Raw genomic sequence first — 22,783 nt, forward strand, 5'->3', positions numbered from 1 at the left:
ATGACGCCGCCGTCCGCCCTGCTCCTGGCCGCCGCCCTGGCGGCCACCTTGTCGATGGCGGCGCCGGCCGGCGCGGCGACCGCCGCCGTCGCCGGCCCCACCGCCGCACATCCCGAACCCGAAGCTGAACTGCTGACCGACGGCACCACGCCGGCCCAGCGCGAGGCCGACGCCGCGCTGCTCAAGGGCGTCGACGCCGACGAGTTCACCGCCGGCAGCTTCAGCGGGCCGTCCGGCATGCTGCGCTACCGGCTGCTGGCGCCGCCGGCGGGCGCGCAGCACCCCGGCCAGCGCTATCCGCTGATACTGGTGCTGCACGGCTCCGACGGCGTCGGTGACGACAACCGCGGCCAGTTCGGCCGTCTGGCGCGCTCCTGGGCGGCGCCCGCGATCCGGGCGAAATTTCCGGCCTACATCCTGGTGCCGCAATTTCCCGAACGCAGCGCCAATTACGCGCCGTCGGCCGCCGACGGCCTGCTCGCCGCCCGGCCCGGTCCCAACATCGCCACGCTGACGGCGCTGGTCGAACAACTGAAGCTGCAATATCCGATCGCCACCGAACGGGTCTACGTAACCGGCTTTTCGATGGGCGCGTCGGCCGCCACGCAGGCGATTCTGCACCAGCCCGGCCTGTTCGCCGCCGCCGTCGCCTTTTCCGGCATCGCGCCCGAGCGGGCCGAAGCCGCGCGGCTGGCGGCCACGCCGCTGATGCTGGTGCACGGCGACGCCGACACCGAAAACCCGATCGGCCCCGACCGCGCGCTGTTCGCCGCGCTGCGGCGCCAGCCGGGCGCCCGGGTCCGCATGGTCGAATACCAGGGCCTCGAGCACACGGTGCCGCCGGCGATGCTGCTGTCGCCGGCCTGGCGCGAGTGGCTGTTCGCACAGCGGCTGCCCTAAGCCCCGAGGGATAGGGACAGAGTTGCACCAACTCAAGTAGAATTTGGGCATTCATTATCAGGAAGCCCATGTTCCCACTGCCCTTCAAGCTCCCCACCACCGCCACCGCGCCGTTCTGTCCATCGGAAGTGGCCGGCACCATCGAGGTGCCCGCGGGCGACCCGTTCTGGAAAAAAGTGCTGCGCTTCGCCGGTCCCGGCCTGCTGGTCTCGGTCGGCTACATGGACCCGGGCAACTGGGCCACGGCGATCCAGGGCGGCTCGCAGTTCGGCTACCAGCTGTTGTTCGTGGTGGTGCTGTCGAGCCTGGCGGCCATCGTGCTGCAATGCCTGAGCATGCGCCTGGGCATCGTCACCGGCAAGGATCTGGCGGTGCACTGCCGCGAACAGTACCGGCCGCCGGTGGCCAAGACCTTGTGGGGCTTCGCCGAAATTTCCATCATCGCCTGCGACCTGGCCGAGGTGCTCGGCTGCGCGCTGGCCTTCAAGCTGCTGCTGGGCGTGTCGCTGCCGGCCGGCGTCGCGCTCACCGCGCTCGATACGCTGCTGATCCTGGGCCTGAAAGGCAAGGGCTTCCGCCAGATCGAGGCGATCGTGCTGGCGCTGATCCTGACGGTGGCCACCTGCCTGTTCACCGAGCTCATTTTCGTCAAGCCCGACTGGAACGCCGTCGTGGCGGGACTGGTGCCGTCGCTGTCGACGCTGTCGTCGCGCGAGCCGCTGTACCTGGCCATCGGCATCCTCGGCGCGACCGTGATGCCGCACAATCTGTATCTGCATTCGTCGGTGGTGCAAACGCGCGTGGTGTCGCGCCAGGACAGCGCCAAGCGCGAGGCGATCGGCCTGTCGCGCATCGACACCGTCGTCTCGCTGCTGCTGGCGTTGCTGATCAACGGCTCCATATTGGTGCTGGCGGCGGCCGCCTTCCACGAGCCGGGCAACACCCGCGTGCTCGACATCGACGACGCCTACCTGCTGCTCGCGCCCGTGGCCGGCACGGCGCTGGCGGCGACCTTGTTCGCGCTGGCGCTGCTGGCGTCCGGGCAAAGCTCCACCTTCACCGGCACCATCGCCGGCCAGGTCATCATGGAAGGTTTTCTGAAAATGAAAATCCCGTGCTGGCAGCGGCGCGCGCTCACGCGCGGGCTGGCGCTGATCCCGGCCATGATCGGCGTGCTGACCCTGGGCGAGCATTCGGTCGGCAAGCTGCTGGTGCTCAGCCAGGTGGTGCTGAGCATGCAGCTGCCGTTCGCCATGTATCCGCTGATCAGCCTGACGTCGCAACGCCGCATCATGGGCGACTTCGTCAACGCCTGGTGGACCACGGGGTTGTCGTGGTTCCTGTTCGCGGTGATCTCCAGCGCCAACGCCTGGCTGGTGTGGCAAGCGTTCGCCAGCTGAACCGCGACGGCGCATCGCGCGGGGTTGGCCGATTACGCTACGCTAATGCGCCCTGCGTGGTTCCGAAGCGTGCGGGCTTGCCGCATCATCGCCATGTCGCAGCACAAACGCGGCCACGTCATCGAGCGTCGGCGCCAGCCAGCGCAGCGGCGCGGCGATCGAGCCCACCAGCGTGGTGTGGCTGACCTTGTCGTAATACATCTCTTTGACGTCGACCTGATTGGCGCGCAGCAGCGCCGCCAGGTGGCCGGTGTTTTGCTGCGGATCGACCAGCTTGTCGCTGCGCGCGGCGATCAGCAGCGCCGGCGGCGACGTGGCCGACACATGCCGTACCGGCTGCGATTCCGGCGGCGAATCCGGAAAATGAAACACCGGCCTGGTGGTCGGATTCTCGATCGGTAAAAAGTCATATGGCCCGGCCAGGCCGATCCAGCCGCGCACATCCCGGATGGACATGCCCTGCTTTTCCAGCCAACGCCCATCGAGCGCCACCATCGCCGCGTTGTACGCGCCGGAGCTGTGCCCCATCACATACAGGCGCTTGGGATCGCCGCCATAGCGGCCGGCCTGCCTGGCGGCCCACGCCACCGCCTGCGCGGCGTCATCCAGGAAATCGGGATAGCTCACCTCGGGATGGAGCCGGTAATCGGCGACCACGGTGACGATGCCGCGCGACGCCAGCGCCCTGCCGACGAAGGCGTAATCGGCCCGCTCGCCCGCCACCCAGTTGCCGCCGTAAAAGAACACCACCACCGGCGCCTTGCCGCTGGCGTCTTTTGGACGGTAGACGTCGAGCATGCGGCGCGGGCCCTCGCCATACGACAGATCGGCGCTGCGCTCGGAGGCGCCGCCGGGCGACAGCGCGTTGAGCGCGGTCAGCGGCGAACAGGCCGCCAGCGCCAGCAACACCGGCACGGCGACGGCAAGCGCAAGATAGGGACGAGGGATGCGGGACATGGCAATGGATGGGTTCGTTGGTATCCAGGCCAGTGTAGAAGCCTTGCGCAGCGGCGACATTCGGTTTCCCTAACGAACGGTGCGCTGCATCGCTTACAGCCGCGCTATTTCACCTGCGCGCTCCAGTCGCTCAGCATATAGCCACCCGGTATGCCACGGCACAAGCGCGCCGACGACGCCGACGACAGCTTGAAGCCTTGCGCCGTCCACAACCAGGTCGCCTGCACGTTGCAGTCGCCCAGTCCGCGCCCTTTGCCGAAACTGCCCAGCTCGCCCTTGTCGAACGACGCGTTGAGCAGCTCGTTGTCCGGCGCGCCGTCGGCGTCGGTCAGCTTGACCCGCTGGGCGGCATACGGCGGCTTGTCGTCGGCGGTCCACACGGCAAAGCTGGACTGGTAGGCGCCACGCCCGCATTCGATCAGCAACAACAGCGTCGACGCCGACAGGCGGGAAATCTCGCTCTGCGACTCGGCGCCGCCGATCAACTCCGGCGGCTCGTCGCATCCACCCTTCGGCAACTTGCTGGCGATCAGCGGCAGCAGGGCCGCATCCTGCTTGCGCTGCGCCACCGGCGGCAGGCCGCGCAGCACCGGCGCGGGCACCGGCGGCAACACCGCGCTCGCCGGCTTGGCACCAGGCTTGACCAGCGCCGTCACGGTGCCCACCCGTCCCTGCACATCATCGATCTTCAACAGCGCCGCCTTCACTCCGGCCAGCGACAGGCGCCACCTGGTTTTGCCATCCGTGACCTCGGCAAACCCCGCATCGAGCAACGCCGGCAGCAAGTGCTCGATCTGCACCGGCTTGAGTCCGGCCTCCGAGGTCAACCCGGGCAAGGCCAGCTTCCCGACCCGCAGGGTCAGCGGGCCGACCGCCGTCTCGTCCTGATTGATCGCGGTCAGCTTGGCCGCCACGGCCGCGTCCGGGCCGGCCGGACGGCCCAGCCACAGCGCCACCGGCGCGCTATCGCCATCCTCGGACTGATACCCGACCGCTTCGCAGGCGCGCGTGTTGTCGCACGCGACCTCCCAATCCTTGATCGTGAAATGGGCGGCGCAGGCCGTCGAGCCGACCAGCGCCAGCGCCACGGCAACAACATATTGCAAAATCTTCATGTATTACCTTTCGGACGAAAAAAAACAGGTTCAACCGAACCTGTTCCGATGACGCGCGCGTCCCTTACAGCTTGATGAAATGCTCGCGGTAGTATTTGAGCTCTTCGATCGATTCGATGATGTCGGCCATGGCCGTGTGCATCTGGTGCTTCTTGAAACCGGCCACCATCTCCGGCTTCCAGCGCTTGCCCAGTTCCTTCAACGTCGACACGTCGATGTTGCGATAATGGAAATACGCCTCCAGCTTCGGCATGTAGCGCACCATGAAGCGGCGGTCCTGGCCGATGGTGTTGCCGCACATCGGCGCTTTGCCCTTCGGCACCCACTGCTTCATGAACTTGATCAATTCTTCCTCGGCCTGCGCCTCGGTCACGGTCGACGCCTTGACCTTGTCGATCAGGCCCGAGCGGCCGTGCGTGCCCTTGTTCCAGGCGTCCATGCCGTCGAGCACCGCGTCGCTCTGGTGCACCACCATCACCGGCCCCTCGGCCAGCACGTTCAGGTGCATGTCGGTGACGACCACGGCCACTTCGATGATGCGGTCGGTGTCCGGCTCCAGACCGGTCATCTCCATATCCACCCAGACCAGATTCATTTCATTCTGGCGCGGGGTAATGACCGCAGGAGCGGAACCTTCTGGCAAATCGTTAGCTTGTGACATAATTCTCTCTTGGCTCGCGTGAGCCCACGTTAATCCGAATCCGCCATTTTCTCACAGGCATAGAATGTATTCACTCGCGTTTTCGATTTTGTTCGTATCTTTCATCATTTTGACCTTGATCGTGCGCTTCTGGCTGGCTTCGCGCCATATCCGCCACGTGCTGACCCATCGCGGCGCCGTGCCGGCCGAATTCGCCGAGAAAATCCCCCTCGCCGCCCACCAGAAGGCGGCCGATTACACCGTCGCGCGCACCAAGTTCGGCCTGCTCGCGCTGTTGATCAACACCCTGGTGCTGGTCGGTTTCACCCTGCTCGGCGGCCTGCAGTGGCTGTCGGTGGAGATCTTCAAACTGACCGGCGGCGGCATGGGCTATCAACTGGCGTTGCTGGCCGCCTTCGCGGTCATTTCCGGCGTGATCGACCTGCCGTTCGACTATTACAAGCAGTTCGGCCTGGAACAGCGTTTCGGTTTCAACAAGATGACGCGCGGCCTGTTCTTCGCCGACATGGTCAAGGGCGCCCTGCTGGGCGCGGCCATCGGCCTGCCGCTGATGTGGGTCATGCTGACCCTGATGGACAAATCGGGCGGCCTGTGGTGGTTCTACGCCTGGCTGGTGTGGAGCGGCTTCCAGTTGCTGATGATGGTGTTGTTCCCGACCGTCATCGCGCCGATGTTCAACAAGTTCACGCCGCTGGAAGACCAGTCGCTCAAGTCGCGCATCGAAGGCTTGATGAAGCGCGTCGGCTTCGCCTCGAAGGGCCTGTTCGTGATGGACGGCTCCAAGCGCAGCGCCCACGGCAACGCCTACTTCTCCGGCTTCGGCGCCAACAAGCGCATCGTGTTCTTCGACACCCTGCTCTCGCGCCTGCAGCCGCAGGAGATCGAGGCGGTGCTGGCGCACGAGCTCGGCCACTTCAAGCTCAAGCACATCATCAAGCGCATCGTCATGATGTTCGCCATCTCGCTGGGCTTCCTGGCGCTGCTGGGCTACCTGAAGAACCAGGTATGGTTCTACACCGGCCTGGGCGTCGATCCGCTGCTGCTGCCGGGCCAGAGCAACGACGCCATGGTGCTGCTGCTGTTCATGCTGGCGCTGCCGGTGTTCACCTTCCTGTTCAGCCCTTTGACGTCGATCGGCTCGCGCAAGCACGAATTCGAGGCCGACGCCTTCGCCGCCAGGCACACCGATTCGCGCGACCTGGTGTCGGCGCTGGTCAAGATGTACGAGGACAACGCCTCGACCTTGACGCCGGACCCGCTGCACTCGGCGTTCTACGACTCCCATCCGCCGGCCAGCGTGCGCATCCGGCATCTGAACGCGGCGGCCGCGGCATGACTACCCGCGCCGCCCCCGCCACCCGCGCCGACCTGCTCGCCGGCCACAGCCGGCCGGCCAGGCTGGCGCTGACTGCCGACCAGGCCGCGCGCCTGCTCGCGCTCGTGCCGGACTGGTCGCTGCAAGACGGCAAACTGTGCCGCACCTTCGGCTTTCGCAATTACTATCGCACCATGGCCTTCGTCAATGCGCTGGCCTACCTGAGCCACGCCGAAGACCACCACCCGGAAATGACCGTGACTTATAAAAACTGCACCGTGCGCTACGATACCCATTCGGTCGACGATGGCCGTGGCGGCCTGTCCGACAACGACTTCATCTGCGCGGCCAAGGCCGACGCGCTGTTCGCGCAGCTGGCCGGGGCGTCCGCATGAGCCAGCAAGCGCCAGCCAAGCTCAAGGCGACCATCATCGCCGCCCACGGCCGCCACTACCTGGCCGAGGCCGGCGGCGTCAAGCTGCAATGCGTCACGCGCGGCAAGAAGACCAACGTCGCCGTCGGCGACATCGTCGACGTCACCATGACCTCGCCCGACCAGGGCGTGATCGACAAGATCGACGAACGCAAGACCCTGCTGTACCGCTCCGACCAGTACAAATCGAAGCTGCTGGCGGCCAACCTGACGCAGTTGTTCATCGTCGTCGCCACCGAACCGGGCTTCGCCGACGACCTGGTGTCGCGCTCCCTGGTGGCGGCCGAGGCGGCCGGCATCCAGGCCCGCCTGATCCTCAACAAGACCGACGTCACCGAATCGCTGGCGCGCACCCGCGAGCGACTGCAACCGTACGCCTCGCTGGGCTACCCGGTGCACGAAGTGTCGGCCAAGGCGCACCCGGACCAGGCACTGGCCGTGTTGAAACCGCTGCTGGCGGGCCAGTCGTCGATCCTGATCGGCCAGTCCGGCATGGGCAAATCCTCGCTGATCAACCTCTTGGTGCCGGACGCCGACATCGCCGTGCGCGAAATCTCGGCCGCGCTCGACACCGGCAAGCACACCACCACCTTCACCCGGCTGTACCAGCTGCCCGAACTGGGCGCGGGCTCGTCGATCATCGATTCGCCCGGCTTCCAGGAATTCGGCCTGTACCACCTGAGCGAAGGCATGCTCGAGCGCGCCTTCGTCGACTTCGCGCCCTACCTCGGGCATTGCAAGTATTACAATTGCCGCCACCTGATCGAGCCGCAGTGCGCCATCCTGGCGGCCGTCGCCGACGGCAAGATCACCAAGATGCGCCACACGCTGTACGGTCAACTGTTGCATGAATCGTCGCAAACGCTGTATTAAATCGTATTCTTGCAGCATGGAAGCCGCCTTTTGCGTGGCCCGCGCACACGGGATCGGGTTTGGCGATTATAATTCCCAAGGGAAATTATACGTGCGTTTCCATCAACATATTTAGATGCGCGGTTCGAGGACATCGATGGACATGTTTGCGCTCGACGACGAAGTATCGCAGTGGGAAACCGCCCTGCAGACCCTGCGCGGGCCGGCCCGCCTGCCGGTGCTGGTGCCGCTGGCCTGGCACCTGCGCCAGCGCGACAGCGCGCGCGCCGTCGCCCTCGCCCGCGAAGGCCTGGACCTGCTGCCCGCCACCACGTTGGCGCCCGAGGCCCAGGCATCGGCATCGGCGCGGCTGCGGCTGGTCGAGGCGGAGGCCGACTGGCTCGAGGGCCGCCTGCCGGAGGCCGAAGCCAAGGCCGCCGCCGTCGCCGGGCAGTTGCACGCCAAGGACGACCAGCGCGGCCGCGCCGACACCCACTGGCTGCGCGCCTGGGTCGCCATCGACGGCGGCGACCATCCGGGCGGCATCGCCCACCTCGAACGCATGGCGGCCGTCGCCGGCCAGTCCGGCGACGCCGAGCGCGTCGCCATCGCCGAAGCGACCATCGCCCGCTGGGCCGTCATCGAAGACATGCGCGCCGCCGAACGCCGCTGGGGCACCCGCTTTCAACACTTCCAGCACCACCTGGTGGCCGACGCCGGCGCCACCGTGGAACCGGCCGCGCCGCTCGCGCCCAGGGAGCAAGGCGTGGCCGCGTGGATCGGCGACTTCTTCGGCACCCGCGCCAGCCAGGGCGGCCACTACGGCGCCGCCGCCGGCCACTTCATCCGCGCCTACGAGGCCGCGCGCGCCACCGGCCAGCTGCGCGCGGCCATCACCGCCGCCGTCAACGTCGGCCTCGATTTCGCCATCCTGCACGACCACCACGCCGCGCTCGACTGGCTGCAGCGCGCGCTCGACCTGGCCCGCCCCACCGGCTGGCCGCGCAGCGTCGGCGCCTGCCTGTCGCACACGGCCGACACCATGCGCCGCCTCGGCCGGCTCGACGCCAGCGCCGACCTGCTGGCCGAAGCGCTGGCGGTGCTGGCGCCGCTGCCGGCCGGCCGCAGCTACGCCTCGGCGCTGCACTTCCTGGGCGACCTGTCGCTCGACCGCGCCGACTACGCCGCCGCGCTCGACGCCTTCAGCGGCCTGGAACGGCGCGCCGCCGCGCTGCGCCAGGTCGACCTGCACAGCATCGCGCGCCGCGGCCAGGCCCACGCGCTGTGCTTCCTCGATCGTCCGCAGGAGGCGCTGGCCGCCGCCGAGCACGCGATCGAGCTGGCCACCGCCCAGGACCACCTGGACAACCACGTGGCGGCGCTGCGGGTGCTGTCGGAGATCCATGCGCGGCACCCGTTGCCGGCGCCGCCCGGCATGACCAAGCCGAACGCCACGCTGCACTATCTGCACCGGGCGCTGGCGGTGGCCTCGCGCATCGACGGCTACACCCTGCCGGGCGACCTGCTCGACGCGCTCGGCGCCCAGTACGCCCGCATCGGCGACCACGCCCAGGCCTACGCCTCGGCGCTGGCGGCGGCCGCCGCGCGCGACAAGACCCACGGCCAGGAGGCCACCAACCGCGCCATCGCCATGCAGGTGCACCACCAGACCGAGCGCGCCCGCGCCGAGGGCCTGCACCACCGGCTGCTGGCCGCGTCCGAGGCGCACCGCGCCGAGCTGCTGCTGCAAACCACCGCCACGCTCGAACGGCTGTCGGTGATCGGCCGCGAGATCACCACCCACCTCGACGCCGGCGCCATCTTCGCCGCGCTCAACGCCCACGTGCAGGCGCTGCTGCCGGCCAACACCTTCGCCATCTACCTGTGCGACCCCGGCTTCGACACGCTGAGCCGCGTGTTCGGCGTCGAGAACGGCGCGCCGCTGGCGAACAACACCATCGCCGTCGACAACCCGCGCGCCAACGCCGCGCGCAGCCTGCGCGAGCGCGCCGAGATCTACGTCGACGACGCCGGTCCGGACGACATCTTCCTGGCCCCCGGCACGCAACTGATGTCGTGCGCGCTGTACGTGCCGCTGCTGGTCGGCGAGCGCACCCTGGGCGTGATGACGGTGCAGGCGGCGCGCGCGCGCGCCTACGGCGAACGCGAACGGCTGATCTTCCGCACCCTGTGCGCCTACGGCGCCATCGCGCTCGACAACGCCCAGGCCTACCGCCAGCTGCAGGACGCGCAAACGCAGCTGGTGTCGCAGCAAAAACTGGCGGCGCTGGGGGCGCTGATGGCCGGCGTCGCCCATGAACTGAACACGCCGATCGGCAACAGCCTGCTGATCGCCAGCACGCTGCACCAGAAGACCGAGGAACTGGCCAGGCGCCTGGACGGCCCCGGCCTGCGCCGCTCCGACCTGTCCACCTACCTGGACGACGCCGTCGCCGCCCACGCGCTGGTGATGCGCGGGCTCACCAGCGCGGCCGACCTGGTCAACAGCTTCAAGCAGGTGGCGGTCGACCGCACCACCGAGCAGCGGCGCCGCTTCGACCTGCAGCAGGTGGCCACCGAGGTCATCGCCACGATGATGAACCGGGTGCGCGCCAGCGGCCACCGGATCGACGTCGAGGTGGCCGCCGACATCGCGATGGACAGCTACCCCGGCCCGCTGGGCCAGGTTATCGCCAACTTCATCAACAACGCGCTGCTGCACGCGTTCGGCGGCGCCGACGCCGGGGGCGGCGGCCATGGCAACGGCGGCGGGCGCATGTGGCTGCGGGCGGCGGCGCCGGCCGACGGCAAGGTGACCCTGGTGTTCGGCGACGACGGCGCCGGCATCGCGCCGGAGCACATGTCGCGCATCTTCGACCCCTTTTTCACCACCAAGCTGGGCCAGGGCGGCAGCGGGCTGGGATTGTCGATCAGTTATAATATTGTCACGTCCGTGCTGGGCGGGCTGATCACGGTCCACAGCGCGCCCGGCGGCACCACGTTCACGCTGGAGCTGCCGCTGACCGCGCCGGCGCCGGCGCCCGGGGCGGCGGCCGCGCACATCTACCACTAGTGCGTTTCGGGCCGCGCCGGCAGCACAATCTGCGGCAATTCGCCCCTTTGGCCGAATTGCCTTTATAATTGTTCGGCTCAGCCGGCCGCGCATCCAGTCACGGGCCAGTTCACCTGTCAGTTGTCATTATGCCTATCCAAAAACCGATCAAGCATTACCTGCAGTTTTCCGACTTCACGTTGGCCGAATACGAATACGTCATCGAGCGCGCGCACCTGATCAAGCGAAAGTTCAAAAACTACGAGATCTACCACCCGCTGATCGACCGCACGCTGGTGATGGTGTTCGAGAAGAACTCGACCCGCACCCGCCTGTCGTTCGAGGCCGGCATGCACCAGCTGGGCGGCGCCGCCATCTACCTGAACACGCGCGACTCGCAACTGGGGCGCGGCGAGCCGGTCGAGGACGCCGGCCAGGTGATGAGCCGCATGTGCGACATCATCATGGTGCGCACCTTCGGCCAGGACATCATCGAGCGCTTCGCCGCCCATTCGCGCGTGCCGGTGATTAACGGCCTGACCAACGAGCACCACCCGTGCCAGGTGTTCGCCGACATCTTCACCTTCTACGAGCACCGCGGCCCGATCGCCGGCAAGACCGTGGCCTGGATCGGCGACGCCAACAACATGCTGTATTCGTGGCTGCAGGCGGCCGAGGTGTTCGGCTTCCACGTCAACGTCTCCACGCCCAAGGGCTACGACATGGACATGTCGCTGGTGTCGACCGACCGCTATACCTTCTTCGCCAACCCGGCCGACGCCTGCGAGGGCGCGCACCTGGTCAACACGGACGTCTGGACCAGCATGGGCTACGAAGAGGAAAACGCCGCCCGCATCAAGGCCTTCGACGGCTGGATCGTCGACGCGGCCAAGATGGCGCGCGCCGCGCCCGACGCGCTGTTCATGCACTGCCTGCCCGCCCACCGCGGCGAGGAAGTGGCCGCCGACGTCATCGACGGCCCGCAGTCGGTGGTCTGGGACGAGGCGGAAAACCGCCTGCACATCCAGAAGGCGCTGATCGAATACCTGCTGCTCGGGCGCCTCGACGCGCAGTGAGCCCCGCAGTGATCCCCGGATAAAACCTACAACACTTCACCTCCATTGGAACTAGCATGAGCGATATTAAAAAAGTAGTCCTCGCCTACTCGGGCGGCCTCGATACCTCCGTCATCCTCAAATGGCTGCAGGATAACTACCAGTGCGAAATCGTCACCTTCACCGCCGACCTGGGCCAGGGCGAGGAACTGGAGCCGGCGCGCGCCAAGGCGATCAAGTTCGGCATCAAGCCGGAGAACATCTACATCGACGACGTGCGCGAGGAATTCGTCCGCGACTTCGTGTTCCCGATGTTCCGCGCCAATACCGTCTACGAGGGCGAGTACCTGCTGGGCACCTCGATCGCCCGTCCGCTGATCGCCAAGCGCCTGATCGAAATCGCCAACGAGACCGGCGCCGACGCCATCTCGCACGGCGCCACCGGCAAGGGCAACGACCAGGTGCGCTTCGAACTGGGCGCCTACGCCTTGAAACCGGGCGTGAAGATCATCGCCCCGTGGCGCGAATGGGATCTGCTGTCGCGTGAAAAACTGCTGAAGTACGCGGAAGACGCGGGCATCGACATCGACATGAAGCACAAGAACGGCGGCGCGCCGTACTCGATGGACGCCAACCTGCTGCACATCTCGTTCGAAGGCCGCCATCTGGAAAACCCGAGCGCCGAAGCCGAGGAAACCATGTGGCGCTGGAGCGTGAGCCCGGAGAACGCGCCCGACCAGGCCGAGTACCTGGACCTGGAATACGAGCGCGGCGACATCGTCGCCATCAACGGCGTGCGCATGTCGCCGGCCACCGTGCTGACCGAACTCAATCGCCTGGGCGGCAAGCATGGCATCGGCCGCCTCGATCTGGTGGAAAACCGCTACGTCGGCATGAAGTCGCGCGGCTGCTACGAAACCCCGGGCGGCACCATCATGCTCAAGGGCCACCGCGCCATCGAGTCGATCACCCTGGACCGCGAAGTGGCCCACCTGAAGGACGACCTGATGCCGCGTTACGCGTCGATGATCTACAACGGCTACTGGTGGGCGCCGGAGCGCGTCGCGCTGCAAACGCTGATCGACCACACGCAGGCCACCGTCAACGGCTGGGTAAGGGTCAAGCTTTACAAGGGCAACGTGATCGTCGTCTCGCGCGATTCGAAAACCGACTCCCTGTTTGATATGAACATCGCCACCTTCGACGAGGACGGCGGCGCCTACAACCAGGCCGACGCCGGCGGCTTCATCAAACTGAACGCGCTGCGCATGCGCATCGCCGCCAACGCGCGCCTCAAGCGCGGCCAGTAACCCGGCCGGCGCCAGCGAAAAAACCGCCTCCGGGCGGTTTTTTTTCGCGCAAGTCAAGTCTCGCGTCCCCAGGCGGCCACACTCGACGCCGCGCGGCGACGGTTTCTCAGCCGCGCCCCGCGACGAGATGATACATTGCGTCAAGAACACACCGCGCGGAGCGAAAATGCTGCAACACCTCAGTATCAAGACGAAACTCGGCGCCGGCTTCGGCGCCATCGTGGTCATCATCCTGATCCTGCTGACGCTGGCCTACACCAACTTCAGCAAACTGTCGCAGGCCAGCGCGTGGGACCGCCACACGCTGCAGGTGCTGCTCGAGGCCAACCGGGTCGAGACGGCGCTGGTGCAGATCCAGACCTCCACCCGCGGCTTCATGCTCACCGGCGAGGAAAGCGTGACCGTGCCGATTCCCGCCGAGGAAGAGGCGGCGCGCCGCCACCAGGCCAATATCGCCGCGCTCACGATGGACAACCCCGGCCAGCAGCAGCGCCTCAAGCGCCTGGCGCCGATGATCGACAACTGGATCGACAACGTGATCCACCCGCTGCTCGACAAGCGCCGCGCGCTGAACCGCCAGGTCGGCGTGTCGCAGCAGGTGGCCACGTCGTCCGATGTGCTCAACGGCGCCAAAACCATCGCCGACGCGCGCGCGCTGCTGGCCGAGATCAGCGCCGAGGAAAACCGCCTGCTGGCGCTGCGCACGGCCACCTCGTCGCAACTGCAGCAAACCATGTCGCTGCTGCTGATCCTCGGCGGCGGCGTCTGCGTGGTGCTGGCCGGCGTGGTCGGCTACCTGCTGGCGCAGGCGCTGCTCGGGCCCCTGAACCACCTGACCGCCGCCGTCGGCCGCATCGCCGGCGGCGAGGCGTCGGCGCGGGCGAAGGTGGTCTCGCGCGATGAACTGGGCCAGGTCGGCGACGCCTTCAACCGCATGGCGCAGTCGATCCAGGACAGCCAGCTGGCCGAGCAGGCGGCCACCAACCTGCTCAAGTCCAAGGTCGATTCGCTGCTCGGCGTGGTGTCCAAGGCCGCCTCGGGCGACCTGACCGGCAAGATCGCGGTGGCCGGCGACGACGCCATCGGCCAGCTGGCCCATGGCCTCGACAGCATGTTCGACAACCTGCGCGCGTTGCTCAACAACGTGCAAAAGGCCGGCATCCAGGTCACCACCTCGGCCACCGAGATCGCCGCCTCGGCCAAGCAGCAGGAGGCCACCGGCATCGAACAGGCCCAGACCAGCGTCGAAATCCTCAGCACCACCAAGGAAATCTCGGCCAACACGGCGCAGCTGCTGCGCACCATGGAGGACGCCACCGCCGTCGCCGACTACACCACCAGCGCCACCGCCGAAGCCCAGAACAACCTGCAACGCATGGACGGCACCATGCAGCACATGGTCGCGGCCACCGATTCGATCAACGCCAAGCTGGCCGCGCTGTCGGAGAAGGCATCCAACATCAACAGCGTTTTGATCACCATCACCAAGGTCGCCGACCAGACCAACATCCTCTCGCTCAACGCCGCCATCGAGGCCGAGAAGGCCGGCGACGCCGGCCGTGGCTTCTCGGTGGTGGCCACCGAGATCCGCCGCCTGGCCGACCAGACGTCGGTGTCGACCTGGGACATCGAACAGATGCTCAAGGAGATGCAGTCGGCCGTCTCGGCCAGCGTGATGGGCATGGACAAATTCTCCGAGGAGATCCGCCGCAGCGTCGGCGAGGTGCGCCAGGTGACCGACCAGCTCTCCGGCGTGATGGACCAGGTGCAGAAACTGGCGCCGCAGTTCGACGCCGTGCTGCAGGGGATGCAGTCGCAGGCGGTCGGCGCCCAGCAGATCTCGGAGACGATGATGCAGCTCAACGACGCCACCCAGCAGACGGTCGAATCGCTCAAGGCCACCAGCGAGGCGGTGCACCAGTTGCAGTACGCCGCCGGCGACCTGCAAACGAGCGTCGCCAACTTTGCCGTCGCCGCCTAGGCATGGGACAATGCGGCCGCCCGTGTCGTCATGGAGAGAAAAATGTTGAAGCACCTGAGTATCAAGACCAAGCTGTATGTGGGCTTCGGCGCCATCCTTGCCATCATCCTGCTGCTGCTGGCGATCGCCTACAGCCGCTTTAACAGCCTGTCGGAGGCCAATGCGTGGGACCGGCATTCGATGGACGTGATCCAGGCCATCGACAACCTGCGCAACGACCTGCTGCAGGTGCAGGTGGAGGCGCGCGGCTACTACCTGACCGGCACCCCGGCGCGGCTGGAGCGGGCGCGCAAGGAGCTGCTCGACATCCCGGCCTCGGTGCAAACGCTGCAAAAGCTGGTGAGCGACAATCCGCAGCAGCTGGCGCGCTTCCAGCAACTGCAGGCGATGACCGAGCGCTGGGGCAAGGACGTCATCTCCACCCAGCTGGCGATGCGCGAGCAAATGGGCGACAAGCCCGGCGCGGCCGACGCCATGGGCCGCACGCCGCAGCTGTCGGGCACCAGTTCGGCCATCGGCGACATCTACAAGTTCATGGCCGCCGCCACCGCCGAGGAAAAGCGCCTGCTGTCCGAGCGGACCGCGGCTTCCGAGCGCCTGCAGGAAGGCATGCGGCTGGTGCTGTCGGCCGGCGGCCTGGTTTGCGTGGCGCTCGCCGCGCTGGTGTCCTGGCTACTGGTGCGCGCGCTCACCGCGCCGTTGAATCATCTCACCGCCGCCGTCGGCCGCATCGCCGCCGGCGACCAGTCGGCGCGCGCGACCGTGCTGTCGGGCGATGAACTGGGCAAGGTCGGCATCGAATTCAACCGCATGGCGCAATCGATCCAGGACAGCCAGGCCAACGAGCAGGCGGCCACCAACCTGCTCAAGTCCAAGGTCGACTCGCTGCTCGGCGTGGTGTCGAAGGCCGCCTCGGGCGACCTGACCGGCCGCATCGAGATCACCGGCACCGACGCCATCGGCCAGTTGGGCCATGGGCTCGACCGCATGTTCGACAACCTGCGCGGCCTGCTCAACAACGTGCAGAAGGCCGGCATCCAGGTCACCACCTCGGCCACCGAGATCGCCGCCTCGGCCAAGCAGCAGGAGGCCACCGGCATCGAACAGGCGCAGACCAGCATCGAGATCCTCAGCACCACCAAGGAGATCTCGGCCAACACCATCGAACTGCTCAAGACGATGGAGGACGCCACCGCCGTCGCCGACTACACCACCAGCGCCACCGCCGAGGCCCAGAACAACCTCAAACGCATGGACGGCACCATGCAGCACATGGTCGCGGCCACCGATTCGATCAACGCCAAGCTGGCCGCGCTGTCGGAGAAGGCATCCAACATCAACAGCGTTTTGATCACCATCACCAAGGTCGCCGACCAGACCAACATCCTCTCGCTCAACGCCGCCATCGAGGCCGAGAAGGCCGGCGACGCCGGCCGTGGCTTCTCGGTGGTGGCCACCGAGATCCGCCGCCTGGCCGACCAGACGTCGGTGTCGACCTGGGACATCGAACAGATGCTCAAGGAGATGCAGTCGGCCGTCTCGGCCAGCGTAATGGGCATGGATAAATTCTCCGAGGAGATCCGCCGCAGCGTCGGCGAGGTGCGCCAGGTGACCGACCAGCTCTCCGGCGTGATGGACCAGGTGCAGAAACTGGCGCCGCAGTTCGACGCCGTGCTGCAGGGGATGCAGTCGCAGGCGGTCGGCGCCCAGCAGATCTCGGAGACGATGATGCAGCTCAACGACGCCACCCAGCAGACGGTCGAATCGCTCAAGGCCACCAGCGAGGCGGTGCACCAGTTGCAGTACGCCGCCGGCGACCTGCAAACGAGCGTCGCCAACTTCGCCGTCGCGGTCTAGGAACGGGCCGCGCGATGAAACTGCTCGTCTTCCACATCGGCGCCGACCGCTATGGCCTGCGCCTGCGCGACGTGGTGCGCGTGGTGCCGCTGCTCGAGCTCAAACACCTGCCGCTGGCGCCCGACGCCGTGGCCGGCCTGATGGATTACCACGGCCAGTCGGTGCCGGTGATCGACTTGTGCCGCATCAGCGGCCTGCCCGCCGGCGCCGATTATTTCGACACCCGCATCATCGTGGTCGACTACCACATGCCGCACGGAGGCAGCCATCCACTCGGGCTGCGCGCCGAGCGCGTGCTGGGCGTCCGGGAGGTCGGCGAGGCGCGCCTGACCGACAGCGGGGTGCTGGCCGCGCCCTTCCTCGGCCAGGTGGCCGGCGATGCGGACGGCATGCTGCAACTGGTCGAACTGGAGCGGCTGCTGCCGGCGCCGCTGCGCGCCACGCTGTTCCAGGCGGCCGGCACGCCGGCGGACCCGCTGCCATGACCCCGGCCCAGGCCATGCTGCACGCCGCGACCGGCTTGAGCCTGTCCAAATCCGAGGTCGACCGCGCCATCCGCCAGCGCGTCGAGGTGACCGGCGCGCGCGACGCCGCCGCCTACCTGAAGGACATCGCGCCGAAGGAGCTGGAAGCGCTGGTAGAGCTGGTGGTGGTGCCGGAATCGTGGTTCTACCGCGATCAACAAGCCTTCCACGCGGCCGCCGACTACCTCGCCGCGCGGCTGGCATCGGCGCCGGAGCGCTTGCTGCGGATCCTGACGGTGCCGTGCGCCGGCGGCGAGGAACCCTACACGATGGCGATGGTGCTGTCGGACGCCGGCATCCCGGGCGACCGCTTTATCATCGACGCCGTCGACATCAGCCAGGGTTGCATCGAGCGCGCAAGGACCGGCATCTACGGCCGCAACGCGTTCCGCAACCAGGACCTGGCCTTCCGCGAGCGCCACTTCAGCGCCTGCGCCGGCGACGAGTTCCGCATCAACGACGATATCCGCAGGCAGGTGCGCTTCAAGCAAGGCAATGTGCTGGAAGCGGACCTCGATGCGCGCGCCGGCTCCTACGATGTCATCTTCTGCCGCAACCTGTTGATCTACTTCGACAAGCCGACCACGCGGGCGGCGATCGCCAAGCTGGATCAACTGTTGCGGCGGGACGGCCTGCTGTTCGTCGGCTACGCGGAAGTACCGTCGCTGTGCCAGAACGGCTTCGCGCCGCTGCCGTATGCCCAGGCCTTCGGTTTGACCCGGGAAGTGGCGGTTGAACGGCGCAAGGTGGCCCGCGTGGCGATGCCGCCGCAGCCCCTGCCGGCGCCGCCGCAGGCGCGGCCGACGCTGCGCAACGCGCCCGCGGCGGCGTCCCCGCCGCCGCGTTCGCCGGCGCCCCCGCCCCCGCCCCCGCCCCCTTCCGCGCGGGCCGCGGGCGCGCCGCCGGGCGCCGTCACCGCGCCCACCGCCGACCTGCTGGCCGACGCGCGCCGCCTGGCCGACCTGGGACAAGTCAGGGAGGCCGAGGGCAAGTGCCGCGATTATCTGGCGCAAGTGCCCGATTCGGCCGACGCCTATTTCATCCTCGGGCTGCTCAACGAATTGACCAAGAAACTGCAGCTGGCCGAAGACTACTGGAAGCGCTGCATCTATCTGCAGCCGGACCACTACGAAGCGCTGTGCCATCTGGCCCTGCTGGCCGAAACCAACAGCGACGCCGCCACCGCCGCCGCGCTCAAGGCGCGCGCGGCGCGCATCTACAAACGCCAGCAGGCATCATAAGGGCGTCCACACATGACGATCACCACGCATCCCAACCCGCCCACGCCGCCCGTCGCCATCGAAGACTGCTGGAACCGCATCGGCGTGGTCGGCGACCAGAGTTGCGAGAAACTGGAGCAGTACGTCCATTGCCGCAATTGCGACGTCTACGCCGGCGCCGCGCAGCGCAACCTGCAACGGCTCGTCGGCGACGACTATAAAAAGGACTGGGCCACGCATTTCCGCCAGGCCGCCACCGACACGCAAGCGCTGGACGCCTCGTGCCTGGTGTTCCGCATCGGCCGCGAATGGCTGTCGCTGCCGACCAAGCTGTTCGTCTCCGTGGCGCCGCAAGCCAGGCCGCACCGGCTGCCGCACCGCGCCGCGCGGGGACTGATCGGCATCGTCAATGTCGGCGGCACCCTGCATCCCTGCATGTCGCTGGCGGCGCTGCTGGGCATCGACGAAAGCGAAGGCGAGGCCGCGACCCACCGCCACACTTTCGCGCGCGTGCTGCTGATCCGCTGGGAGGACCAGTCCTACGCGCTGCCGGTCGCCGACCTGCACGGCATCATGCGCTACGCCTCGGCCACCGTGCAGGCGCCGGCTGCCACCATCAACAAGGGCCTGAGCCGCTTCCTGTCCGGCGTGCTGTCGCACCAGGACATGCATATCGGTATGCTCGACGCGGCGCTGATCGGCTACCAACTCGCGAGGACGCTGCGATGAGCCAGGATAACAACGGAGACCTGAGCCAGTTCTCCATGATGGACCTGTTCCGCATGGAGGCGGACAGCCAGACCCAGATCCTGACCGACGGCCTGCTGGCCATGGAGCGCCTCAAGGACGCCGCGGCGGTCGAATCGATGATGCGCGCGGCCCACTCGATCAAGGGCGCCGCCGCCATCGTCGGCCTGGAAGTGGTGGTGCAGCTGGCGCACCGCATGGAGGACGCCTTCGTCGCAGCCCAACACGGCAAGCTGGCCCTGACGCCCAACCGGGTCGACGTGCTGCTGGCCGGCGTGGACCTGATACTGCAGCTGTCGCGACTCCAGGACAGCGGCCTGGATGCCTGGCTCGGCGCCAACGCCGACGACGTCACGCGCACGCTCGACGCCATCACCACCATCGCCTTCCTGCCCGAGCCGATCAACCTGCAAGCGGAAGCGGGCCTGTTGCCGCCCATCCCGGCGCCGGTGACGGCGCCGCCCTACTTCCCGCCCGGCGAGCTGCCGGTGGCGGCGGTTTCGCCGGCCCCGGCGCCGGTTCCCGCGCCGCTTTCGGCACCGGTTCCCGCGCCGGCGGCGGACGAGCCGCCCGCCGCGCCGGCCGCGCGCATGCACGCCGCGCCCAAGGCCGCACAGAACTTCGACAAGCTGCTGTCGCTGGCCAGCGAGTCGCGCATCAACGCGCACCAGATGCATCCGTTCGTGCAGAACATGCAACGCTTCAAGCGCAACCAGAGCAGCCTGTTCGCCGTCATCGAACAGCTGCACGAGGCGATCGCCAACAGCACCGACGCCAAGCTGAAGGAGCAATCGCTGGTGGCGCTGCAAAAGACCCACCCGCTCAAGCAGTTCGTGCTGGAGCACATCGCCGACATCGAAGCCTACGAGCGCCGCCTGCTGGCCGTCTCGCAAGCGATGGTGGACGAAGTGCTGACCTTGCGCATGCGCCCGTTCCGCGACGGCGTGCAGTCCTTCCCGCGCATGGTGCGCGATCTGGCGCGCACCATGGGCAAGGATGTGCGGCTGGAGATCGTCGGCGAGGACACGCTGGTCGACCGCGACATCCTGGCCAGGATCGAAAGCCCGCTCAACCACATGCTGCGCAACGCCATCGACCACGGCATGGACACGGCGTCGGCGCGCATCGCGGCCGGCAAGCCTGGCACCGGCACCATTGTTCTGGAGGCCAAGCACCGCGCCGGCATGCTCAGTATCGAAATCAGCGACGACGGCCGCGGCGTCGATTTGGAAAAGATCCGCCGCCGGGTGATCGAGCGCAAGATGGCCAGCGCCCAGATGGCCGGCTCGCTGTCGCCGGCCGAGCTGCTCGAATTCCTGTTCCTGCCCGCCTTCAGCCTGAAGGAAAGCACCACCGAGATTTCCGGACGCGGCGTGGGCCTCGACATCGTCCACGAAACCATCCGTTCGCAAAACGGCACCGTGCGCATCGAGTCGGAACTCGGCGTCGGCTTCCGCACCTGCATCACGCTGCCGTTGACCCAATCGATCGTGCGCGCGCTGGTGGTCGATGTCAAGGGCGAAGCCTACGCCATGCCGATCGCCCAGGTCGAACGGGTCATCAAGATACCGCAATCGACCATCCATACGCTTGAGAACAAGCAGTTCTTCGACTTCGGCGGCGAGCATCTGGGCCTGGTCTCGGCTTCGCAGGTGCTCGAACTGGGCGACACCGACGCCGGCGGCGGCGAGCTGGCGGTGGTCGTCATCGGCACCGGCGCGCGCCGTTACGCGCTGGTGGTCGACACCATCCGCGGCGAGCAAAGCCTGGCGGTGCAAAGCATCGACCCGATCTTCGGCAAGATGCGCGACATCTCGGCCGCCGCCCTGCTCGACGACGGCGAACCGGTGCTGATCCTGGACGTGCCGGACCTGCTGCTGTCGATCGAAAAGCTGCTGCACGAGGGCGGCCTGCATCAGCTGACCAAGTCCGACCACGCCGAGCGGCGCAAGACCAAGCGCATCCTGGTGGTGGACGATTCGCTGACGGTGCGCGAAATGGAGCGCAAACTGCTGCTTGGCAGGGGCTTCCAGGTCGACATCGCGATCGACGGCATCGACGGCTGGAACGTGGTGCGCAGCGGCGACTACGACCTGGTGATCACCGACGTCGACATGCCGCGCATGGACGGCATCGAACTTGTCACGCTGATTAAGAAGGACATTCACCTCCATAAGCTGCCAGTCATGATAGTCTCCTATAAAGACAGACCCGAAGACCGGGCGCGCGGGCTTTCGGCCGGCGCCGACTACTACCTGACCAAGGGCAGCTTCCACGACGAGACGCTGCTGGACGCGGTCAGCGATTTGATTGGAGACGCCAGTAGATGAAGATCGCCATCGCCAACGATGTCGCCATGGCGGCCGAAGCGCTGCGGCGCGTGGTGGCCAGCACCGCCGAACACCAAGTGCTGTGGATCGCCCGCACCGGCGCGGAGGCGGTGCGCATGTGCGCCGACAACCGCCCCGACCTGATCCTGATGGATTTGAACATGCCGGAGCTGGACGGCGTCGAGGCGACCCGGCAGATCATGGAGCACAGCCCGTGCGCGATCCTGGTGGTCACGGGCCGGCCGCAGGACAACGTCAACCAGGTGTTCCGCGCGCTCGGCGCCGGCGCGCTGGACGTGACGGCGACCCCGGTGTTGCAGGGACAGCCCGGCGGCGACGCCGAGTTGCTGGCCAAGATACGCACCATGGACAAGCTGATACGCCATAGCGGCGGCAGCCAGGCGATGGCGCCCCGTCCCGCCGCCAATGGCCACGCCCATGGCCACGGCCACCACGGCGCCGACGGGCCGGTGCCGGTGACGGCGCTGCTGGCGATCGGCGCCTCGACCGGCGGCCCGATGGCCGTCTCCAAGATGCTGGCCGGCTGGACGCCGCCGCGCGGCTGCGCCATCGTGGTGGTGCAGCACATCGACCAGCACTTCGCCGACAATTTCGCGCGCTGGCTCGGCGAGCAGCTCGACATGCCGGTGCGCGCCGCCGAGGAAGGCGACGAACTGGCCGCCGGTACCGTCCTTGTCGCCAAGAGCAACGACCACTTAACGCTGGATCAAAACTATCGGTTACGGTACGATGCCAATCCGAAGGAGTACGCCTACCGGCCGTCGGTCGACGTGTTTTTCCACTGCGTCGCCCAGCTCTGGAAGGGCGAGGCGATCGGCGTGCTGCTGACCGGCATGGGCCGCGACGGCGCCGAGGGCCTGCTGGCCATGCGCCGCGCCGGCCACACCACGATCGCGCAGGACCAGGCCAGCAGCGCCGTCTACGGCATGCCGCGCGCCGCCGCCGATCTGGACGCGGCGCAGATGGTTTTACCGCTGATGAAGATCGGCCCCGTTTTGCGCAGCACCCTGGGCAGCCGCTGATCCGGGCGGCGCCGACACTTAAAGAGAAAAT

At 67.4% G+C, this 22,783-nt stretch carries 18 protein-coding genes; 15 read left to right on the forward strand and 3 right to left on the reverse strand.

The genetic code is table 11. From position 1 onward, the window contains the following. The gene (locus BMX85_RS28520) at nt 1-900 is read left to right on the forward strand and encodes a carboxylesterase family protein (protein WP_090327476.1); all 900 of its coding nucleotides are present in this window, start codon (nt 1-3) and stop codon (nt 898-900) included. A 68-nt stretch (nt 901-968) separates the two neighbouring features. After that, a complete protein-coding gene (locus tag BMX85_RS28525) occupies nt 969-2,300 on the forward strand; it encodes an Nramp family divalent metal transporter (RefSeq protein WP_090327480.1) in 1,332 nt (443 codons plus the stop codon). Nucleotides 2,301-2,342: 42 nt separating this feature from the next. On the opposite strand, the gene BMX85_RS28530 is transcribed toward BMX85_RS28525, so the two are convergent. The 3 genes from BMX85_RS28530 to orn all read right to left on the reverse strand — a co-directional run bounded on the left by BMX85_RS28530 (nt 2,343) and on the right by orn (nt 5,033). Next, nucleotides 2,343-3,257, reverse strand: coding sequence for an alpha/beta hydrolase (locus BMX85_RS28530; RefSeq protein ID WP_090327485.1), 915 nt, complete (start codon nt 3,255-3,257; stop codon nt 2,343-2,345). Nucleotides 3,258-3,361: 104 nt separating this feature from the next. Further along, entirely contained in the window at nt 3,362-4,372 is a 1,011-nt protein-coding gene (locus BMX85_RS28535) for a DUF1176 domain-containing protein (RefSeq protein WP_090327492.1), read from the reverse strand. A gap of 64 nt (nt 4,373-4,436) precedes the next feature. After that, a complete protein-coding gene (gene orn / locus BMX85_RS28540; RefSeq protein ID WP_177196904.1) occupies nt 4,437-5,033 on the reverse strand; it encodes an oligoribonuclease in 597 nt (198 codons plus the stop codon). Nucleotides 5,034-5,097: 64 nt separating this feature from the next. Between orn and BMX85_RS28545 the strand changes: the two genes are divergently transcribed. The 13 genes from BMX85_RS28545 (at nt 5,098) to cheB (ending at nt 22,752) form a co-directional block, all read left to right on the forward strand. After that, nucleotides 5,098-6,369 carry a M48 family metallopeptidase gene (locus tag BMX85_RS28545; RefSeq protein ID WP_090327499.1) on the forward strand — a complete coding sequence of 424 codons (1,272 nt, stop codon included), beginning with the start codon at nt 5,098-5,100 and terminating at the stop codon, nt 6,367-6,369. Next, complete coding sequence (locus BMX85_RS28550) at nt 6,366-6,743, forward strand: 4a-hydroxytetrahydrobiopterin dehydratase (RefSeq protein ID WP_090327503.1); 378 nt, start codon at nt 6,366-6,368, stop codon at nt 6,741-6,743. Before BMX85_RS28545 ends, BMX85_RS28550 begins: the two co-directional genes overlap by 4 nt. Beyond that, on the forward strand, nt 6,740-7,654 hold the full coding sequence (rsgA, locus tag BMX85_RS28555; RefSeq protein WP_090327506.1) for a ribosome small subunit-dependent GTPase A: 915 nt from the start codon (nt 6,740-6,742) through the stop codon (nt 7,652-7,654). Before BMX85_RS28550 ends, rsgA begins: the two co-directional genes overlap by 4 nt. A gap of 136 nt (nt 7,655-7,790) precedes the next feature. Further along, nucleotides 7,791-10,706: a receiver/sensor box histidine kinase gene (locus BMX85_RS28560; protein WP_090327511.1), complete on the forward strand. Its 2,916-nt coding sequence runs from the start codon at nt 7,791-7,793 to the stop codon at nt 10,704-10,706. A 128-nt stretch (nt 10,707-10,834) separates the two neighbouring features. Further along, a complete protein-coding gene (gene argF, locus BMX85_RS28565; protein ID WP_090327516.1) occupies nt 10,835-11,761 on the forward strand; it encodes an ornithine carbamoyltransferase in 927 nt (308 codons plus the stop codon). A gap of 56 nt (nt 11,762-11,817) precedes the next feature. Beyond that, on the forward strand, nt 11,818-13,050 hold the full coding sequence (locus BMX85_RS28570; RefSeq protein WP_090327521.1) for an argininosuccinate synthase: 1,233 nt from the start codon (nt 11,818-11,820) through the stop codon (nt 13,048-13,050). 166 nt (nt 13,051-13,216) lie between these two features. Continuing rightward, nucleotides 13,217-15,031, forward strand: a complete 1,815-nt coding sequence (locus BMX85_RS28575; RefSeq protein ID WP_090327525.1) for a methyl-accepting chemotaxis protein — start codon at nt 13,217-13,219, stop codon at nt 15,029-15,031. A 42-nt stretch (nt 15,032-15,073) separates the two neighbouring features. Further along, on the forward strand, nt 15,074-16,888 hold the full coding sequence (locus tag BMX85_RS28580) for a methyl-accepting chemotaxis protein (RefSeq protein ID WP_090327530.1): 1,815 nt from the start codon (nt 15,074-15,076) through the stop codon (nt 16,886-16,888). Between the two features lie 14 nt (nt 16,889-16,902). After that, nucleotides 16,903-17,373 carry a chemotaxis protein CheW gene (locus tag BMX85_RS28585; protein ID WP_090327534.1) on the forward strand — a complete coding sequence of 157 codons (471 nt, stop codon included), beginning with the start codon at nt 16,903-16,905 and terminating at the stop codon, nt 17,371-17,373. Further along, nucleotides 17,370-18,653, forward strand: a complete 1,284-nt coding sequence (locus BMX85_RS28590; protein ID WP_090327539.1) for a CheR family methyltransferase — start codon at nt 17,370-17,372, stop codon at nt 18,651-18,653. Before BMX85_RS28585 ends, BMX85_RS28590 begins: the two co-directional genes overlap by 4 nt. Before the next feature lie 12 nt (nt 18,654-18,665). Further along, nucleotides 18,666-19,361, forward strand: a complete 696-nt coding sequence (locus BMX85_RS28595) for a chemotaxis protein CheW (protein WP_090327544.1) — start codon at nt 18,666-18,668, stop codon at nt 19,359-19,361. Then, nucleotides 19,358-21,709 carry a hybrid sensor histidine kinase/response regulator gene (locus BMX85_RS28600; RefSeq protein WP_090327548.1) on the forward strand — a complete coding sequence of 784 codons (2,352 nt, stop codon included), beginning with the start codon at nt 19,358-19,360 and terminating at the stop codon, nt 21,707-21,709. Before BMX85_RS28595 ends, BMX85_RS28600 begins: the two co-directional genes overlap by 4 nt. Further along, nucleotides 21,706-22,752, forward strand: coding sequence for a chemotaxis-specific protein-glutamate methyltransferase CheB (gene cheB, locus BMX85_RS28605; RefSeq protein ID WP_090327553.1), 1,047 nt, complete (start codon nt 21,706-21,708; stop codon nt 22,750-22,752). The genes BMX85_RS28600 and cheB overlap by 4 nt, the downstream gene beginning before the upstream one ends. The last annotated feature ends 31 nt before the right edge of the window (nt 22,753-22,783 follow it).

Origin of the sequence: Duganella sp. CF517, assembly GCF_900110275.1 — a bacterium.
GTDB lineage: Bacteria > Pseudomonadota > Gammaproteobacteria > Burkholderiales > Burkholderiaceae_D > Rugamonas.

Bases quoted from the DNA above. Each gene is read 5' to 3' on its own strand.
- BMX85_RS28545 (WP_090327499.1), top strand. From the start codon at position 5,098: ATGTATTCACTCGCGTTTTCGATTTTGTTCGTATCTTTCATCATTTTG.
- BMX85_RS28535 (WP_090327492.1), bottom strand. From the start codon at position 4,372: ATGAAGATTTTGCAATATGTTGTTGCCGTGGCGCTGGCGCTGGTCGGC.
- BMX85_RS28525 (WP_090327480.1), top strand. From the start codon at position 969: ATGTTCCCACTGCCCTTCAAGCTCCCCACCACCGCCACCGCGCCGTTC.
- BMX85_RS28570 (WP_090327521.1), top strand. From the start codon at position 11,818: ATGAGCGATATTAAAAAAGTAGTCCTCGCCTACTCGGGCGGCCTCGAT.
- cheB (WP_090327553.1), top strand. From the start codon at position 21,706: ATGAAGATCGCCATCGCCAACGATGTCGCCATGGCGGCCGAAGCGCTG.
- BMX85_RS28520 (WP_090327476.1), top strand. From the start codon at position 1: ATGACGCCGCCGTCCGCCCTGCTCCTGGCCGCCGCCCTGGCGGCCACC.
- BMX85_RS28550 (WP_090327503.1), top strand. From the start codon at position 6,366: ATGACTACCCGCGCCGCCCCCGCCACCCGCGCCGACCTGCTCGCCGGC.
- BMX85_RS28595 (WP_090327544.1), top strand. From the start codon at position 18,666: ATGACGATCACCACGCATCCCAACCCGCCCACGCCGCCCGTCGCCATC.
- BMX85_RS28575 (WP_090327525.1), top strand. From the start codon at position 13,217: ATGCTGCAACACCTCAGTATCAAGACGAAACTCGGCGCCGGCTTCGGC.
- orn (WP_177196904.1), bottom strand. From the start codon at position 5,033: ATGTCACAAGCTAACGATTTGCCAGAAGGTTCCGCTCCTGCGGTCATT.
- BMX85_RS28590 (WP_090327539.1), top strand. From the start codon at position 17,370: ATGACCCCGGCCCAGGCCATGCTGCACGCCGCGACCGGCTTGAGCCTG.
- argF (WP_090327516.1), top strand. From the start codon at position 10,835: ATGCCTATCCAAAAACCGATCAAGCATTACCTGCAGTTTTCCGACTTC.
- BMX85_RS28600 (WP_090327548.1), top strand. From the start codon at position 19,358: ATGAGCCAGGATAACAACGGAGACCTGAGCCAGTTCTCCATGATGGAC.
- BMX85_RS28530 (WP_090327485.1), bottom strand. From the start codon at position 3,257: ATGTCCCGCATCCCTCGTCCCTATCTTGCGCTTGCCGTCGCCGTGCCG.
- rsgA (WP_090327506.1), top strand. From the start codon at position 6,740: ATGAGCCAGCAAGCGCCAGCCAAGCTCAAGGCGACCATCATCGCCGCC.
- BMX85_RS28580 (WP_090327530.1), top strand. From the start codon at position 15,074: ATGTTGAAGCACCTGAGTATCAAGACCAAGCTGTATGTGGGCTTCGGC.
- BMX85_RS28560 (WP_090327511.1), top strand. From the start codon at position 7,791: ATGGACATGTTTGCGCTCGACGACGAAGTATCGCAGTGGGAAACCGCC.
- BMX85_RS28585 (WP_090327534.1), top strand. From the start codon at position 16,903: ATGAAACTGCTCGTCTTCCACATCGGCGCCGACCGCTATGGCCTGCGC.